Origin of the sequence: Pseudomonas sp. Sample_23 (genome assembly GCF_004307595.1) — a bacterium.
GTDB classification, from domain to species: Bacteria; Pseudomonadota; Gammaproteobacteria; order Pseudomonadales; family Pseudomonadaceae; genus Aquipseudomonas; species Aquipseudomonas atacamensis.
Genome location: NZ_RCNX01000053.1, coordinates 108,966 through 124,918 on the forward strand (window position 1 = coordinate 108,966; position 15,953 = coordinate 124,918).

Genomic DNA, 15,953 nt, shown 5'->3' on the forward strand with positions numbered 1-15,953 from the left:
CTGGCACCGGCGTTCCGGATGAATTGATTGGAAGAACCGTCATGATCGACCTCGCAACCTGGAACCTCAGCGTTCCTGTTGGCAGCCCGCCGTACACCGTCGAAACCTCAAAACTGGTGGATGGCTTCAAGGATCAGTACTTCCATTCCGACACCGGCACCCTGTTCTTCTGGTCCCCGGTGACTGGCTCGAAAACCGAAAACGCCATCTACCCGCGTACCGAACTGCGCGAAACCTATAGCAACGGCACCCTGCGCAACTGGTACTACCCGGACGCCGACAACCTGCTGCGCGCCACCCTCGCGGTGAACAAGGTGCCGAGCTCGGGCAAGATCGTCATCGGCCAGATCCACGCGTACGAGAGCCAGCGGCCGATGGTCAAGCTGGAATACCAGTACAAGGAAAAAACCCAGACCGGCAATCTGGTGATCAAAGTGCGCATGCGCCCGGACGACGCCGAAAGCCGCGTCATCACCCTCGCCACCGGCGTCAAGCTTGATCGTGAATTCAACTACCTGATCCACCTAAGTCCCGGCGGCGCACTGGGCGTAAGTGCGGCGGGGTATCAATGGGACTCACAGATCAGCGCGACCTGGCGCGACAAGCCGCTGTATTTCAAGGCTGGGGTGTATGTGCAGGACAACACCGGGTATACCAGCGAAGGTGGGCAGGTGACGTTTACCAAACTGGATATTGATCACGACAAGTAGCGCAAATCCTACTGTAGGAGCTGCCGGAGGCTGCGATCTTTTGATCTTGTTTTTGATTCTAAAAAGACAGAATCAAAAGATCGCAGCCTTCGGCAGCTCCTACCTTTAAACAGCGCTGTTTAGAGCTGTCAGCGGTTACTTCCGGATGCCTACAACAGCTTGCGTCGTTGCCTACCACTACGCCAGAATTCGCCGGCTTGTGCGCCTGGCGGGCCATCGGTAACTTGATTCGTGTCACTGATTCCCGGTGATCGGGTTTAGTAGCCCGCGGTTTCAAGCGTGATGCACAAGCATCTGTCAGTCGGGGATTTCGATTCCTGCGCTTGATGGCAGCTGTGCGCAGGGCACCTTCGGGTGCGCCGGCTTGCTCGAAACCCCGGTCTACTAACCTGCGTACAGTTGCCTCCACTTTGATTAGTAGCCAGAGCGGAGGCACTCCAATCAGGTTTCGAGCAAATGACTAAATCAACTCCACATCCGCCGGCCACCGACCCGGCCTCGCCATACGAATCCCTCGACTCAAAAAAACTCAACGACGCCGCCGAACGCGCCCTCGACCACTACCTCAATCCCGCCGCCCTTATCATGGCTAGCACCAACGAACCCGAGCCCATGTACTTCGCAAACCCGAAATACAACACCGAATCCCTGCTGGCCAACGCCAGCGAAACCTTGGGCTCAGCCAGCGTCATGCTCAACAACTTCGCCGCGATGCTCGACCACTCGCATCGCAAAACTGCGCTGGGGATCGCGCAGGTCGTCATGCTCGGTGAACTGGCAGTAAATCAGGCACTGGATCACGTTGAACTGAAGGAGTAATCACTGATAAAGGACTCTTCGTCGGAAAATCTTCCAAACTTCCCTTACAGGTGCCATTCAGCTAGCTGTGCCCTGTGAAGTGCAGTCTGGAGAAGGCGGCGCCAGCAGCGTGGAAAAAGGGTCTGAGAGATTGAGTAGACGCATACGCGTGCGAGCGGACTTATAGTGAGCAAATGTAGCGTTTACGCCACATTTAACTTTGAAAGTTACAGAGACAGTGCATGGATTACGTTCTATTAATGAGCCGCCTCGCCGCCCAATTACGCATAAGGCGTAGGGAGCGCGGACTAACGCAAGCGCAACTCGCCGAGCTCGCGAGAGTGACGCGAAACAAAGTCATCGCTATAGAGAAAGGCACCCTTTCTGTGGACATGAACGCCTATGCACGTGTTATTGCCGCTCTGGATTGCGAGCTCACCGTCAGTCCAGCAGTCATGCCCACGCTTGAAGAGGTAGCGGAAATATTTGTTTAACTACGCCCACAAAGAAACCCGCCTCGGCGGGTTTCTTTTTAATCAGCTCAACACTCAGGCTCAGTTGACCTTGGCGTTCAACTCACCCTTCAGATAACGCTGGTACATCGCTTCCAGCGAGATCGGTTTGATCTTCGAGGCATTACCGGCAGTACCGAACGCTTCATAACGAGCGATACATACATCGCGCATTGCTGTCACGGTGGCGCCGAAGAATTTACGTGGGTCGAACTCGCTTGGGTTGGTGGCCATCAGGCGACGCATCGCACCGGTCGATGCCAAGCGCAGGTCGGTGTCGATGTTGACCTTTCGCACGCCGTGCTTGATGCCTTCGACGATTTCTTCAACCGGGACGCCGTAGGTTTCTTTGATGTCGCCGCCGTACTGGTTGATGATCGCCAGCCACTCTTGTGGCACGGAGGACGAACCGTGCATCACCAGGTGGGTGTTAGGGATGCGCTTGTGGATTTCCTTGATGCGGTCGATCGCCAGCACGTCACCGGTCGGTGGCTTGGTGAACTTGTAGGCGCCGTGGCTGGTGCCGATGGCGATGGCCAGGGCATCGACCTGGGTGCGTTTGACGAAGTCAGCGGCTTCTTCCGGGTCGGTCAGCATCTGGCTGTGATCCAGAACGCCTTCGGCGCCGATGCCGTCTTCTTCACCGGCCATGCCGGTTTCCAGCGAACCCAGGCAACCCAGCTCGCCTTCTACCGAAACGCCGCAGGCGTGGGCCATGGCGACGGTTTGTTGGGTGACGCGGACGTTGTAGTCGTAGTCCGTCGGGGTCTTGCCGTCTTCGCCCAGCGAGCCGTCCATCATCACCGAGCTGAAGCCCAGTTGAATCGAACGCTGGCAGACGTCAGGGCTGGTGCCGTGGTCCTGGTGCATGCACACCGGGATGTGCGGGAATTCTTCGATCGCCGCCAGGATCAAGTGACGCAGGAATGGCGCGCCGGCGTATTTGCGGGCGCCGGCCGAAGCCTGGACGATCACCGGGGAGTCAGTCTTGTCAGCGGCTTCCATGATGGCGCGCATCTGCTCAAGGTTGTTGACGTTGAAGGCTGGAACGCCGTAGCCGAACTCGGCTGCGTGGTCCAGCATCTGGCGCATGCTGATAAGTGCCATTGTGTGTGTCTCTCCCGGTTGAGGGTCGTTGATCGTGCCAGCCTGCCGGAGCGGCGGCGGCTATTCAAGTTAATGCAGATCGGGGGTTGAGGCCCGGTCTGGTGATTCGGTGTTACCAAAACTGTGTGAACAACAGAGAATCCCTGTGGGAGCGAGCCTGCTCGCGAAAGCGGTCTGACAGACACTGCATCATCGACGGCAAGATTGCTTTCGCGAGCAGGCTCGCTCCCACATTTGGATCTCTGTACACCAATTCAATCGTGTTACTCGGCCTTGCAACCACGGCCAATGAGGTCATTGGTGGCGACCCAGTACACCAGGCCCTCGTCACCCTTGACGTGAAACGCCAGCATGCCATCGCTGTACAGCGTGCCAGAGGCGCCCGGCTCTTCTTTCAGGCGATAGACCTGATCACCGCCGCCGAGGCGAACGTCGACTTCCTTCTGTCCGGCATCGGCGTAACGCCACAACACCTTGGCCTGACTGTCGCAGGTCCAGGTCGTCCAGTCGTCTGCCGGGGCCGACGACTGAAACAGGCTCAACTGCGCGCAACCACCCAACAATGCCAACGCCGCAATGGCGATCAAGCCTTTCATCCGTGTTCCTCGACTGACGACGCATGCCGCCAGCCCTGAGTTAAAGAGTCAGACCCGTCAAGGACAACCATGTTCCTTGACCGGGGTTTGCGTCTCGTATTTGTCCAGGCCGTCCGGACCCGAGCGCTTGTTCAGCACCGGGTTGGTTTCGGCCTGCCAGTCGGCTTGATAACAGCCCTTCTGCGGTTCGCTCGGTGCTGGCGTCGCGTCAGCCTTCGGGGTGCTCCCGCAGGCCGCCAGCGTACCGGTCAGCAACAACAGCGCTAACGACTTGACCATGTGAACACTCCTTTGCCTGGCCAAACGGGCGGCCTCAGGCCTTGGCCCGGCTTTCCAGGACTTCAACGGCAGGCAGCACCTTGCCCTCGACGAATTCGAGGAACGCGCCACCACCGGTGGAAATGTAGGAGATCTGCTCAGCCACGCCATATTTATCGATCGCCGCCAAGGTGTCGCCACCGCCGGCAATGGAGAATGCCGAGCTTTCGGCAATGGCCTGGGCCAGCACTTTGGTGCCGTTGCCGAACTGATCGAACTCGAACACGCCGACCGGGCCGTTCCACAGAATGGTTTTCGACGACTTCAGCAGCTCGGCGAAATTGGCCGCGGTTTGCGGGCCGATGTCGAGAATCATGTCGTCAGCCGCAACATCAGCGATCAGCTTCACAGTCGCTTCAGCGCTTTCGGCAAATTCCTTGGCGACCACGACGTCAACCGGCAACGGCACGCTGACTTTCGCCGCGATTTCACGGGCGGTGTCGAGCAGGTCCGGTTCGTACAGCGATTTGCCGACCGGGTGACCGGCGGCAGCGAGGAAGGTGTTGGCGATGCCGCCACCGACGATCAGTTGATCGCAGATCTGGCTCAGGCTGTTGAGTACGTCGAGTTTGGTCGAGACCTTGGAGCCGGCAACAATGGCCGCCATTGGCTTGGCCGGTGAGCCCAGGGCTTTGCCCAGTGCGTCCAGTTCAGCGGCCAGCAACGGGCCGGCAGCGGCGACTTTGGCGAACTTGGCGACGCCATGGGTCGAACCTTCGGCGCGGTGAGCAGTACCGAAAGCGTCCATCACGAACACGTCGCACAGGGCCGCGTATTGCTGGGCCAGATCGTCGGCGTTCTTTTTCTCGCCCTTGTTGAAGCGCACGTTTTCGAACAGCACGATGTCGCCAGCCTTGACTTCAACACCACCGAGGTAATCAGCCACCAGCGGCACTTCGCGCCCGAGCGCTTTGCTCAGGTAGTCGGCGACAGGTTTCAGGCTGTTTTCGGCGGAGAACTCGCCTTCGGTAGGACGGCCCAGGTGCGAGCAGACCATCACTGCCGCGCCTTTTTCCAGGGCCAGCTTGATGGTCGGCAGCGAAGCCAGGATGCGCGCGTCGCTGGTGACAACACCGTCCTTGACGGGGACGTTGAGGTCTTCGCGGATCAATACGCGCTTACCTTGCAGATCGAGGTCGGACATCTTCAACACGGTCATGGGTCGCACTTCCTACGGTTTTTTTGAAGTTGCTGTTTGCAGATAGTGGTCTGCAACGTCCAGCATTCGGTTGGCAAAACCCCATTCGTTGTCGAACCAGGCCAGGATGTTCACCAGTTTGGGGCCGGAAACACGGGTCTGACTGGCATCGACGATGGCCGAATGTGGGTCATGGTTGAAATCACAGCTGGCGTGCGGCAACTCGGTGTAGGCCAAAAGGCCTTTGAGCGGGCCGCTGGTGGCGGCTTCGCGCAGGATCCGGTTGACCTCATTGGCGTCAGTCGCGGTGGCGGTCTGCATCGTGATGTCGAGGCAGGACACGTTGACTGTCGGCACGCGCACGGCTTTGGCCTGAATTCGTCCGGCAAGTTCCGGCAGCAGGCGCTCGATACCACGCGCCAGACCAGTGGACACCGGGATCACCGACTGGAACGCCGAACGCGTGCGGCGCAGGTCTTCGTCATGATAGGCGTCGATCACCGGCTGATCGTTCATTGCCGAGTGAATGGTGGTGATCGACACGTAATCCAGACCGATCGCCTGATCGAGCAGACGCAGCAGCGGCACGCCGCAGTTGGTGGTGCACGAGGCGTTGGACACCAGCAGTTCATCGCCGGTCAGGCAGTCCTGATTGACGCCGTAGACGATGGTGGCGTCGACATCCGCTTCGCTGGCCATCGGCTGCGAGAACAGCACGCGCGGCGCGCCGGCATCGAGAAATCGTTGGCCATCGGCACGGGTGTGGTAAGCGCCGGAGCATTCCAGCACCAGATCGACGCCTAGCGACGCCCAATCGATACCTTCAGGGGTGGCACTGCGCAGGACCTTCACGCAGTCGCCATTGATATGCAGACAATCGCCCTCAACCCGCACTTCGCCGGGAAAGCGGCCGTGGGTGGAGTCGAAGCGTGTCAGGTATTCGATGCTGGCCATGTCGGCCAGATCGTTGATCGCGACAATTTCAAACCCGGCCTTCGCGCCGCGCTCGAACAACGCCCGCAAGACGCAACGACCAATGCGGCCGTAGCCGTTGAGTGCAACTTTGTAGGGACGCGGTTGAGGCATGGGGTTCTCGATTACCGTGGTGAATCATGCAGTGCGATATTGCCTGAACCAACGCTTTCGCGAGCAGGCTCGCTCCCACATTGGAATGCATTTCCCTGTGGGAGCGAGCCTGCTCGCGAAGGCGTCAGCCCGGACAACACAACTGTCAGATTTAGTCTTCCAGCAGCTCTTCAGCCTGACCCAAGATGTTTTCCAGGGTAAAACCGAACTCTTCGAACAATGCCGAAGCCGGCGCCGACTCACCGTAGGTGGTCATGCCGATAACGCGACCTTCCAGACCCACGTACTTGAACCAGAAATCGGCGTGGGCCGCTTCGATGGCGATACGTGCGCTGACCTGCAACGGCAGAACCGATTGCTTGTACTCCGCATCCTGAGCATCAAACGCGCTGGTGCAAGGCATCGAGACCACGCGAACCTTGCGGCCCTGCTCGGTCAGTTTGTCGAAGGCTTGAACCGCCAGACCGACTTCCGAACCGGTGGCGATCAGGATCAGCTCAGGCTCGCCTGCGCAATCCTTGAGCACATAACCGCCACGGCTGATGTTGGCAATCTGGCCAGCGTCGCGTTCCTGATGTTGCAGATTCTGCCGGGAGAAGATCAGCGCCGAAGGGCCGTCCTTGCGCTCCAGCGCGTTTTTCCAGGCCACCGCCGATTCCACGGCGTCGGCTGGACGCCAGGTATCGAGGTTCGGCGTGCTGCGCAGGCTGGTCAGTTGCTCGATCGGCTGGTGCGTCGGGCCGTCTTCGCCCAAACCGATGGAGTCGTGGGTGTAGACGTGGATCACGCGTTTCTTCATCAAAGCCGACATGCGTACGGCGTTGCGCGCGTATTCCATGAACATCAGGAAGGTCGCGCCGTAAGGCACCAGACCGCCGTGCAGGGCGACGCCGTTCATGATCGCGGTCATGCCGAACTCGCGCACGCCGTAGTACATGTAGTTGCCGCTGGCATCTTCAGCGCTGACGCCTTTGCAGCCTTTCCACAGGGTCAGGTTGGAGCCGGCGAGGTCAGCCGAACCGCCGAGCATTTCCGGCAGCAGCGGGCCGAAGGCGTTGAGGGTGTTCTGGCTGGCTTTACGGCTGGCGATGGTTTCGCCCTTGGCCGCGACTTCGGCGATATAGGCCGAGGCTTTTTCCGAGAAGTCGGCCGGCAGTTCGCCGCTCAGACGACGGATCAGCTCGTTGGCTTCAGTCGGGAACGCAGCGGAGTAGGCGGCGAAACGCTGATCCCACTCGGCTTCGACCGCGCGGCCAGCTTCTTTGGCGTCCCACTCGGCATAGATCTCGGCCGGGATTTCGAACGGGCCGTGGTTCCAGTTCAGCGCCTGACGGGTCAGGGCGATTTCCGCGTCACCCAGTGGGGCGCCGTGGCAATCTTCCTTGCCCTGCTTGTTCGGCGAACCGAAACCGATGGTGGTCTTGCAGCAGATCAGCGTCGGTTGAGCGCTCTTGCGCGCAGTTTCGATGGCGGTCTTGATCTCTTCCGGATCGTGGCCGTCGACGTTGCGGATCACCTGCCAGTTGTAGGCTTCGAAACGCTTCGGCGTGTCATCGGTGAACCAGCCTTCGACTTCACCGTCGATGGAAATGCCGTTGTCATCGTAGAAGGCAATCAGCTTGCCCAGGCCCAGCGTGCCGGCCAGGGAGGCGACTTCGTGGGAAATGCCTTCCATCATGCAGCCATCACCGAGGAACACGTAGGTGTGGTGGTCAACGATGTTGTGGCCGGGACGGTTGAACTGCGCGCCCATGACTTTTTCAGCCAGAGCGAAACCGACGGCGTTGGCCAGACCCTGACCCAGCGGGCCGGTGGTGGTTTCGACGCCCGGGGTGTAACCGAATTCCGGGTGGCCTGGAGTGCGGCTGTGCAGTTGACGGAACTGCTTGAGGTCGTCGATGGACAGGTCGTAGCCGGTCAGGTGCAGCAGCGAGTAGATCAACATCGAGCCGTGGCCGTTGGACAGCACGAAGCGGTCACGGTCGGCGAACGACGGGTTGCTCGGGTTGTGCTTGAGGTAGTCGCGCCACAGCACTTCGGCAATATCTGCCATACCCATAGGGGCACCGGGATGGCCGCTGTTGGCTTTTTGCACGGCATCCATGCTGAGGGCACGAATGGCGTTGGCACGCTCACGACGGCTAGGCATCGCTGATCTCCTGGGTGTGAATAGACTGAAACGGAAAAAAGGAGGGCATTTTCCCTCACCCATGCGCCTCGGGGCAATGACAGATAGTCATCGGCAGGCGTTTTTCCAATCGATAGCACAGGTTTCGCTTGGTGAAACCTTTCCGCTATTCGTTTGTAGAGACTGCCGTCCGCCGAGAAGTGCCATTTATCGAGCAATATCAAAACTTTTTGATATTGACCTTGCGATGCCTTGCCCCCGTCTCTAGACTGCCAGCCCTATGAACTTACGCGTGCCTTCCATTCGCCATGACGATTGCGACGAGCTGGCGGCCCTGTGCAAGGCCGGCGGCGATCCGCTGCGGCTGAATGTATTGCGCGCGCTGGCCAACGATTCGTTTGGCGTGCTGGAGCTGGCGCAGATTTTCGGCATCGGCCAGTCGGGCATGAGCCATCACCTCAAGGTGCTGGCGCAAGCCGACCTGGTGGCGACACGCCGTGAGGGCAACGCAATTTTTTATCGTCGCGCCCTGCCCCACAGTGGATTGCTCGGCGGCAAGCTGCACGCGGCGTTGTTGGAAGAAGTCGACGATCTGGATCTGCCTGATGAAGTGCAAGCACGCATCGAGCAGGTTCATGGTCAGCGTGCCGCCGCCAGCCGGGACTTTTTCGCTCGGGTCGCGGAAAAATTCCGTGCCCAGCAGGACTTGATCGCAGGCCTGCCGCAGTACCGTGACAGCGTGCTGGCCCTGCTCGACAAACTGAACTTCGATGGTGCAGCCACGGCCATTGAAGTCGGCCCCGGCGATGGTGCTTTTCTGCCGGAACTGGCCCGTCGCTTCGGCACCGTAACCGCGCTGGACAACAGCCCGGCGATGCTCGAACTGGCGCGTCAGGTATGTGAACGTGAACAGCTGGCTAACGTCAGCCTGCAATTGGCCGATGCATTGAACGGCACAAGCCTTCAAGCCGATTGCGTGGTGTTGAACATGGTCCTGCACCATTTCGCCGCCCCGGCCGATGCGCTCAGGCACATGGCCGACTTGCTGCAACCGGGCGGTAGCCTGCTCGTGACAGAGTTATGTAGCCACAACCAGAGTTGGGCCAGGGAGGCCTGCGGTGATCTCTGGTTGGGGTTTGAACAGGACGATCTGGCCCGTTGGGCCACCGCTGCGGGACTCGTTCCCGGGGAAAGCCTCTATGTAGGCTTACGTAATGGTTTCCAGATCCAGGTTCGCCACTTTCAGCGACCGGCTGGCGACACTCACCATCGGTAAATTCAGGAAAACATCGAGATGAGCGAATACTCCCTCTTCACCTCCGAGTCCGTGTCTGAAGGACATCCGGACAAAATCGCCGACCAGATTTCCGATGCGGTGCTGGACGCCATTATTGCCCAGGACAAACATGCTCGCGTGGCTGTGGAAACCCTGGTCAAGACCGGCGTGGCCATCGTTGCCGGTGAAGTGACCACCAGCGCCTGGGTCGACCTGGAGCAGATCGTTCGTGACGTGATTTGCGACATCGGCTACACCAGCTCCGAAGTCGGCTTCGACGGCGCCACCTGCGGCGTGATGAACATCATCGGCAAGCAGTCCCCCGACATCAATCAGGGTGTTGACCGTGCCAAGCCTGAAGATCAGGGCGCCGGCGACCAGGGCCTGATGTTCGGCTACGCCAGCAACGAAACAGACGTTTTGATGCCAGCACCGATCACCTTCTCGCACCAGCTGGTGCAGCGTCAGGCTGAAGCACGCAAGTCGGGCCTGCTGCCTTGGCTGCGTCCGGATGCCAAGTCGCAAGTGACCTGCCGTTACGAAGGCGGCAAGGTTGTCGGCATCGACGCTGTGGTGCTGTCGACCCAGCACAACCCGGAAGTGTCGTACAAAGACCTGCGCGAAGGCGTGATGGAGCTGATCGTCAAGCACGTACTGCCTGCCGAACTGCTGAGCAAGGACACCCAGTTCCACATCAACCCGACCGGCCAGTTCATCATTGGCGGCCCGGTAGGTGACTGCGGTCTGACCGGCCGCAAGATCATTGTCGACAGCTACGGCGGCATGGCCCGTCACGGCGGCGGCGCGTTCTCCGGCAAGGATCCATCGAAGGTTGACCGTTCGGCTGCCTACGCTGGCCGTTACGTGGCCAAGAACATCGTTGCGGCCGGCCTGGCCGAGCGTTGCGAGATTCAGGTTTCCTACGCGATCGGTGTGGCCCAGCCTACGTCGATCTCGCTGAACACCTTCGGCACCGGCAAGATCAGCGATGACAAGATCATCAAACTGGTGCGTGAAGTGTTCGACCTGCGTCCATACGCAATCACCACCATGCTCGACCTGCTGCACCCGATGTACCAGGAAACCGCAGCCTACGGCCACTTCGGTCGTGCGCCGCAGACCAAGACCGTTGGCGAAGACAGCTTCACCACGTTCACCTGGGAAAAAACCGACCGCGCCGACGCCCTGCGTTCTGCCGCTGGCCTGTAATACCCTGGCTGCATGAAAGCCCCGCACGGTTTGCGCCGTGCGGGGCTTTTTCATGCCTGACAGATTCTTGGGATCCGTGTGGGAGCGAGCCTGCTCGCGAAGGCGCCCGCCCCGGCAACACCAGCTCCCCTGCCCCGAAACAGTTCGCAAAAAAGCCGCGCAACGTTCTTCAGATCCTCACCTACCCTTCAAGCATCACCCCCCGAGCAAGGACGCTCACAATGCTCTTCACACTGCGCCTGTTGCTGGCCTTCCTGCTGGCACTCATCACCCTTGTCAGCCAAGCCAACTGCCCGAACTGGGATCTTTCCCAAGCCCAACGCGAAATCACCACCCTGCAAAACCAGATCGACCAATGGGACGACGCCTATCACCGCGAAGGCCGTTCATTGATCAGCGACGAACTCTATGACCAGTCCCGGCTGCGGCTGAAAGAATGGCAAGCCTGTTTCAATCAACCCTCATCCCCGCAGCCGTTGCACACCGCGTCCGGCCCGGTCACCCACCCCATCGCCCACACCGGTCTGGACAAGCTGCACAAAGCCGAAGACGTCGCCCACTGGTTACGCGATCGCCAGAACGTCTGGGTGCAGCCCAAGGTCGACGGCGTGGCTGTCACGCTGATCTACCGCCAGGGAATATTGCAGCAGGCGATCAGTCGCGGTGACGGGGTCAACGGCCAGGACTGGACCGCCTCCGCGCGCAGGATCGCAGCCATTCCGCAACGGTTGAGGCAGCCACGGGATCTGCTGGTACAGGGCGAACTCTATTGGCGCCTGAACGCCCATGTTCAATCACAGTCCGGCAGCGTCAATGCCCGCGCCACCATCGCCGGGATGATGGGACGTAAAACACTCGATGTTGAACAGGCCGCCGGGATCGGCCTGTTTGTCTGGGACTGGCCGCAAGGTCCTGTGCGGCTGCCGGAGAGATTGTCCGAACTCCAGGCATTGGGATTCGCTGCAACCGAAACCTATACACAGCCCATCAACCGATTCGAGGACGCGCAAAAATGGCGTGAACACTGGTATCGCTCGCCACTGCCCTTTGCCAGCGACGGCGTGGTGCTGCGTCAGAGCCAACGGCCACCTGCCGAACGCTGGCAGGCTCGCGCGCCGTATTGGGCGATCGCCTGGAAATACCCGTTCGCCCAGGCATTGGCCGAAGTGCGCAAGGTCAGTTTCAAGATCGGCCGCACCGGGCGGATCACGCCGGTGCTGGAACTGCTGCCCGTCAGACTCGATGACCGCGAGATCAAACGGGTCAGCGTCAGCTCGCTCAAGCGCTGGCAAACCCTCGACATCCGTCCCGGCGATCAGGTGGCAATCAGTCTGGCCGGGCTGACCATTCCGCGCCTCGACAGTGTCGTGCTGCGCACCAGCGAACGGGCAGACATCAGCATTCCCGATGCCGGCGATTACCACGCCCTGAGCTGCTGGCAGCCGACGCCGGGGTGTGAAAGCCAGTTTCTCGCGCGTCTGACCTGGCTCAGTGGCAAGCAGGGCCTGGCCATGCAGCATGTCGGTCGCGGCACCTGGGAGAAACTTTTGGAAACAGGCCGTCTGAAACACCTGCTGGATTGGCTGACCCTCGATGCGTCAGAGCTTGCTAACATTGCCGGCCTCGGCGAGCGCAGCAGCGCACGTTTGATCCAGAGTTTTGAGGGCGCGCGGCAACAGCCGTTCGCTCGATGGTTGAAAGCGCTGGGCATGCCGCCGACCGGACAGGCACAACTGGACGATTCGTGGCAGGCCCTGGCACAACGCGACACTGAACAATGGCAGGCAGAAGCCGGCATCGGCCCGGGACGCGCGGCGCAACTGAGCGCATTCTTTCGCGACCCGCAGGTACTGGCTTTGAGTGAAACCCTGAAAGCCGCCGGAATCGACGGCTTCTGAACCTGCAATCCCCGCCCGGCGGGAACCCAACGGCCGGCCAGACGCTCCAACAGCGCAGTGCCCTCCCACCCCGATTGCCTTTGCACATGGAGCTTTTATGAAATTTCTCGCACCGCTCGCCCTGCTTACTCTTTGCGGCGTCATGGCCGCCCCGGTCATGGCCGAAGAAGACGGCCCGGGCCTGACCGGTTGCGCTGCCAAGAAGCAGGGCATCATCAATCAGATCGAACAGGCCAAGTCGCGCGGCAACATGGAGCAGCAGGCAGGCCTGGAAACCGCACTGCGTGAAGTCAATGAACACTGCACCGACGCCGGGCTGAAAAAAGAACGTGAGAACAAAGTGCTTGAGGCCAAGCATGAGGTGAGCCAGCGTCAGGCGGACCTCGACAAGGCCATGAAGAAGGGCGATCCGGAGAAGATCAACAAGCGCAAGGAAAAGCTCGCCGAGTCGCGCAAGGAACTGCAGGAAGCGCTGGACGAGATCGATAAGTAACCGAAGCCCTTTGGGGAGGGGATTTATCCCCGTCCGACGGCGAAGCGGTCGCAAATTCGGCTGGTCGGGTCCGACTGAAAAAACTCGGCTGTATGGTTTTGGGGCTGCTTCGCAGCCCATCGGGGATAAATCCCCTCGCCACAAGGTACTCAGCAGCTTCAGGAATCAATGATCGCGAAACTCTTTATGGCAAGCACTGCAGGCATCTTCAACTTTCTGCACTGCCGGCCCAAGATTGCTGGCCTTGTACGGCTGAACCTGACTGGCGACCACCAATTCACCGGTGGCTGTCTCGAGGGCGCGGGCCAGTTCCTGAAAACGCGCCTGTTTCTGCCAGACATCATCTTTGGCGCTGGTGTGATCTTCCTCGCGCACCTGCGGAAAATGCTTCCACGGCTCATGGGCCAACTCATCAAGTCTGACCGCGCCCTCGGCGAATTTCGGCCCGTCGAAGGCGATGCGCCCACGCAACATGCCGCCGAGGTCTTCGCTGGTCTTGAGCATCTGCTTGAAGATGGCCTTGCGTTGACCCAGCGGCGAATTCGGGTCGACACCGCCACAGGCGGACAAGGTCAGGCAGGCCAGCAATACAACAGCAATGGGTTTCAGAGTCATGGTGGCTTCAGGTCGCGGAAATCGGCGGCCAGTATCCTCGGCTCACCGCCAAACACCAATAGCCCTATTAAAAATACGGGTTGGTCGAGCGCATGGAGCACTCGACCAACCGGCACAGGAATCACTCCATGAACAGCCGCTTCACGGCCTGGCGTCACCCGCTTATCGTCACCCTTCCACTGCTCGCCATCCTCGCCGGTTGCACAGGCGGCGACAGCGCCAAACCAAAAACCCATGCGCTGGCTACCTATTCCAGCGCGGCATGGGAAGCCTTGCCAGCGGTATCCGATAGCGATCTGGTCGCCGGTTTCGGCTCGTGGCGCAGCGCCTGCACACGACTCAAAGCCGACACAGTCTGGGGGCCGACCTGCGCTGCGGCGGTGAATGTGCCGCAAAGCGCCGCCGAGATTCGTGCATTCCTCAAGCAGAATCTCGATGTCTACGGCCTGCGCGCCGAGAATGACAACCCCAATGGTCTGATCACTGGCTACTACGAACCGGTGTACCCCGGCAGCCTGACGCCCACCGCAACGGCGAACGTGCCGGTGTACGGTGTGCCGGAAGACATGATCATCGTCTCGCTCGACAGCATTTACCCGGAATTGAAGGGCAAGCGCCTGCGCGGTCGCCTCGAAGGTCGCGTGCTCAAGCCTTACGACGACGCGGCGACCATTGAATCCAAAGGCGTGAAAGCGCCAGTGGTCGCCTATCTGACTGACCCGATGAATCTGCAATTTCTACAGATCCAGGGCTCGGGCCGGATCCAGACCGAGGACGGCAAACAGTTGCGCATCGCCTACGCCGATCAGAACGGCCACCCGTACCGGCCGATCGGTCGCTGGCTGGTCGAGCAAGGCGAGCTGAAGAAAGAAGACGTGACCATGAGCGCGATCAGCAACTGGGCCAAGGCCAACCCCACGCGCATTCCGGAACTGCTCGCCAGCAACCCGAGCTACGTGTTCTTCACCCGCAACCCGGACAGCAACGAAGGCCCACGCGGCTCGCTGAACGTGCCGCTGACCGCCGGCTACAGCGCGGCGGTGGATCGCAAGGTGATTCCGTTGGGCAGTCTGTTATGGCTGTCGACCACCAAACCGGATGGCACCCCACTGGTGCGCCCGGTCGCGGCGCAGGATACCGGCGGCGCGATTGCCGGTGAGGTGCGCGCGGATCTGTTCTGGGGCACGGGTGATGCGGCCGGGCAACTGGCCGGGGACATGAAGCAGCAGGGGCAGATCTGGATGCTCTGGCCTAAAGGACAAGAGTTGCCGCAAGTGCCGCAGGTGGCGGATACACCGAAGCAAAAGTCTTAGGTTCTTCGTAGTCTGATCCATCGCTTTCGCGAGCACGCTCGCTCCCACATCTGAAATGCATTTCCATGTGGGAGCGAGCCTGCTCGCGAAGAGGCCGGCAGCAATAGCCGATAATCAGATCGACACAAAGAAGAACGAAGCAATCAGCCCCATCCCGATAAACCACACCACCGAACGCAGTGCAGCCCAGTCAGCCAGGTAGCAGATGATGTACAGCAGGCGACTGGTGATAAACAGCACGGCCAGCACATTGACCGTCACCAGCTGCGCAGTGCCGACCAGGTGCGCAACGATCACCGCAGCGGCAAACGCAGGCGTTACTTCAAAGCTGTTCAGTTGCGCGGCGTGGGCGCGACGGGCGACGCCATCGACGCTGTCGAGAAAGTCCCGTGGATCATAATTGTCCTTGAGGCGGAAACCGCCGGTGGCCTTCGCCACGATCGTGCATACGTACGGCAGGAAAATCGCGACCAACACACACCACAGAGCCACTGTCATAACGTCGTCCTTTTTTCGATTGGAGAAATTGGCGAGCGATCAGAAATTCATCACCAGCATGCCGATCAGCACCTGCCCACAGGCTAAGAGCCGCGCCCGGCAGAAAGGTTCTTTCAGCTGGATATAACAAGGCACTTCCAGCGCGCCGTCGATTAGTCAGATTATTGATTCGTCATGTGTCAGCAGCTGTTTATACTGCAACCCACCACGCCGTACTCAGCTGCACACCAAAAAATTCCAATAAAAGCTGCCTGCTCC

16 protein-coding genes are annotated in these 15,953 nt (G+C 60.0%); 8 read left to right on the plus strand and 8 right to left on the minus strand.

The window, feature by feature from the left end; all coding sequences use genetic code 11:
- Positions 1–41: 41 nt before the first annotated feature.
- From D8U82_RS14935 to D8U82_RS14945, 3 genes are all read left to right on the plus strand, one after another.
- Positions 42–710, plus strand: coding sequence for a polysaccharide lyase family 7 protein (locus tag D8U82_RS14935; protein WP_016772792.1), 669 nt, complete (start codon positions 42–44; stop codon positions 708–710).
- A gap of 456 nt (positions 711–1,166) precedes the next feature.
- Positions 1,167–1,529: a DUF6124 family protein gene (locus D8U82_RS14940; protein WP_125925464.1), complete on the plus strand. Its 363-nt coding sequence runs from the start codon at positions 1,167–1,169 to the stop codon at positions 1,527–1,529.
- Positions 1,530–1,750: 221 nt separating this feature from the next.
- On the plus strand, positions 1,751–2,002 hold the full coding sequence (locus D8U82_RS14945; RefSeq protein ID WP_125916620.1) for a helix-turn-helix domain-containing protein: 252 nt from the start codon (positions 1,751–1,753) through the stop codon (positions 2,000–2,002).
- Positions 2,003–2,062: 60 nt separating this feature from the next.
- Here the strand turns inward: D8U82_RS14945 and fba are convergent, their stop codons facing one another.
- The 6 genes from fba to tkt all read right to left on the minus strand — a co-directional run bounded on the left by fba (position 2,063) and on the right by tkt (position 8,414).
- Positions 2,063–3,127: a class II fructose-bisphosphate aldolase gene (fba, locus tag D8U82_RS14950; RefSeq protein ID WP_008081027.1), complete on the minus strand. Its 1,065-nt coding sequence runs from the start codon at positions 3,125–3,127 to the stop codon at positions 2,063–2,065.
- A 263-nt stretch (positions 3,128–3,390) separates the two neighbouring features.
- The gene (locus tag D8U82_RS14955) at positions 3,391–3,723 is read right to left on the minus strand and encodes an MliC family protein (RefSeq protein WP_123443784.1); all 333 of its coding nucleotides are present in this window, start codon (positions 3,721–3,723) and stop codon (positions 3,391–3,393) included.
- A 57-nt stretch (positions 3,724–3,780) separates the two neighbouring features.
- Positions 3,781–4,002, minus strand: coding sequence for a hypothetical protein (locus D8U82_RS14960; protein WP_016772786.1), 222 nt, complete (start codon positions 4,000–4,002; stop codon positions 3,781–3,783).
- A gap of 34 nt (positions 4,003–4,036) precedes the next feature.
- On the minus strand, positions 4,037–5,200 hold the full coding sequence (locus tag D8U82_RS14965; protein WP_024014620.1) for a phosphoglycerate kinase: 1,164 nt from the start codon (positions 5,198–5,200) through the stop codon (positions 4,037–4,039).
- A 12-nt stretch (positions 5,201–5,212) separates the two neighbouring features.
- Positions 5,213–6,265 carry an erythrose-4-phosphate dehydrogenase gene (gene epd, locus D8U82_RS14970; RefSeq protein WP_024014621.1) on the minus strand — a complete coding sequence of 351 codons (1,053 nt, stop codon included), beginning with the start codon at positions 6,263–6,265 and terminating at the stop codon, positions 5,213–5,215.
- Positions 6,266–6,416: 151 nt separating this feature from the next.
- A complete protein-coding gene (tkt, locus tag D8U82_RS14980) occupies positions 6,417–8,414 on the minus strand; it encodes a transketolase (protein ID WP_024014622.1) in 1,998 nt (665 codons plus the stop codon).
- 259 nt (positions 8,415–8,673) lie between these two features.
- Between tkt and D8U82_RS14985 the strand changes: the two genes are divergently transcribed.
- From D8U82_RS14985 to D8U82_RS15000, 4 genes are all read left to right on the plus strand, one after another.
- Positions 8,674–9,669, plus strand: coding sequence for a metalloregulator ArsR/SmtB family transcription factor (locus tag D8U82_RS14985; RefSeq protein WP_016772782.1), 996 nt, complete (start codon positions 8,674–8,676; stop codon positions 9,667–9,669).
- 18 nt (positions 9,670–9,687) lie between these two features.
- A complete protein-coding gene (gene metK / locus D8U82_RS14990; protein WP_024014624.1) occupies positions 9,688–10,878 on the plus strand; it encodes a methionine adenosyltransferase in 1,191 nt (396 codons plus the stop codon).
- Between the two features lie 221 nt (positions 10,879–11,099).
- Entirely contained in the window at positions 11,100–12,776 is a 1,677-nt protein-coding gene (gene ligB / locus D8U82_RS14995) for an NAD-dependent DNA ligase LigB (RefSeq protein WP_130902440.1), read from the plus strand.
- A 97-nt stretch (positions 12,777–12,873) separates the two neighbouring features.
- On the plus strand, positions 12,874–13,269 hold the full coding sequence (locus D8U82_RS15000; protein WP_016772779.1) for a DUF1090 domain-containing protein: 396 nt from the start codon (positions 12,874–12,876) through the stop codon (positions 13,267–13,269).
- 165 nt (positions 13,270–13,434) lie between these two features.
- Here D8U82_RS15000 and D8U82_RS15005 read toward each other — a convergent pair whose 3' ends face one another.
- Positions 13,435–13,884, minus strand: coding sequence for a cytochrome c (locus tag D8U82_RS15005; RefSeq protein ID WP_125925460.1), 450 nt, complete (start codon positions 13,882–13,884; stop codon positions 13,435–13,437).
- 128 nt (positions 13,885–14,012) lie between these two features.
- On the opposite strand from D8U82_RS15005, the gene D8U82_RS15010 reads away from it, so the two are divergent.
- Positions 14,013–15,197 (plus strand): MltA domain-containing protein, encoded by a 1,185-nt coding sequence (locus D8U82_RS15010; RefSeq protein ID WP_130888287.1) that lies wholly within the window; start codon positions 14,013–14,015, stop codon positions 15,195–15,197.
- Positions 15,198–15,311: 114 nt separating this feature from the next.
- On the opposite strand, the gene D8U82_RS15015 is transcribed toward D8U82_RS15010, so the two are convergent.
- Complete coding sequence (locus D8U82_RS15015; RefSeq protein WP_122612379.1) at positions 15,312–15,695, minus strand: MAPEG family protein; 384 nt, start codon at positions 15,693–15,695, stop codon at positions 15,312–15,314.
- Positions 15,696–15,953: the final 258 nt, after the last annotated feature.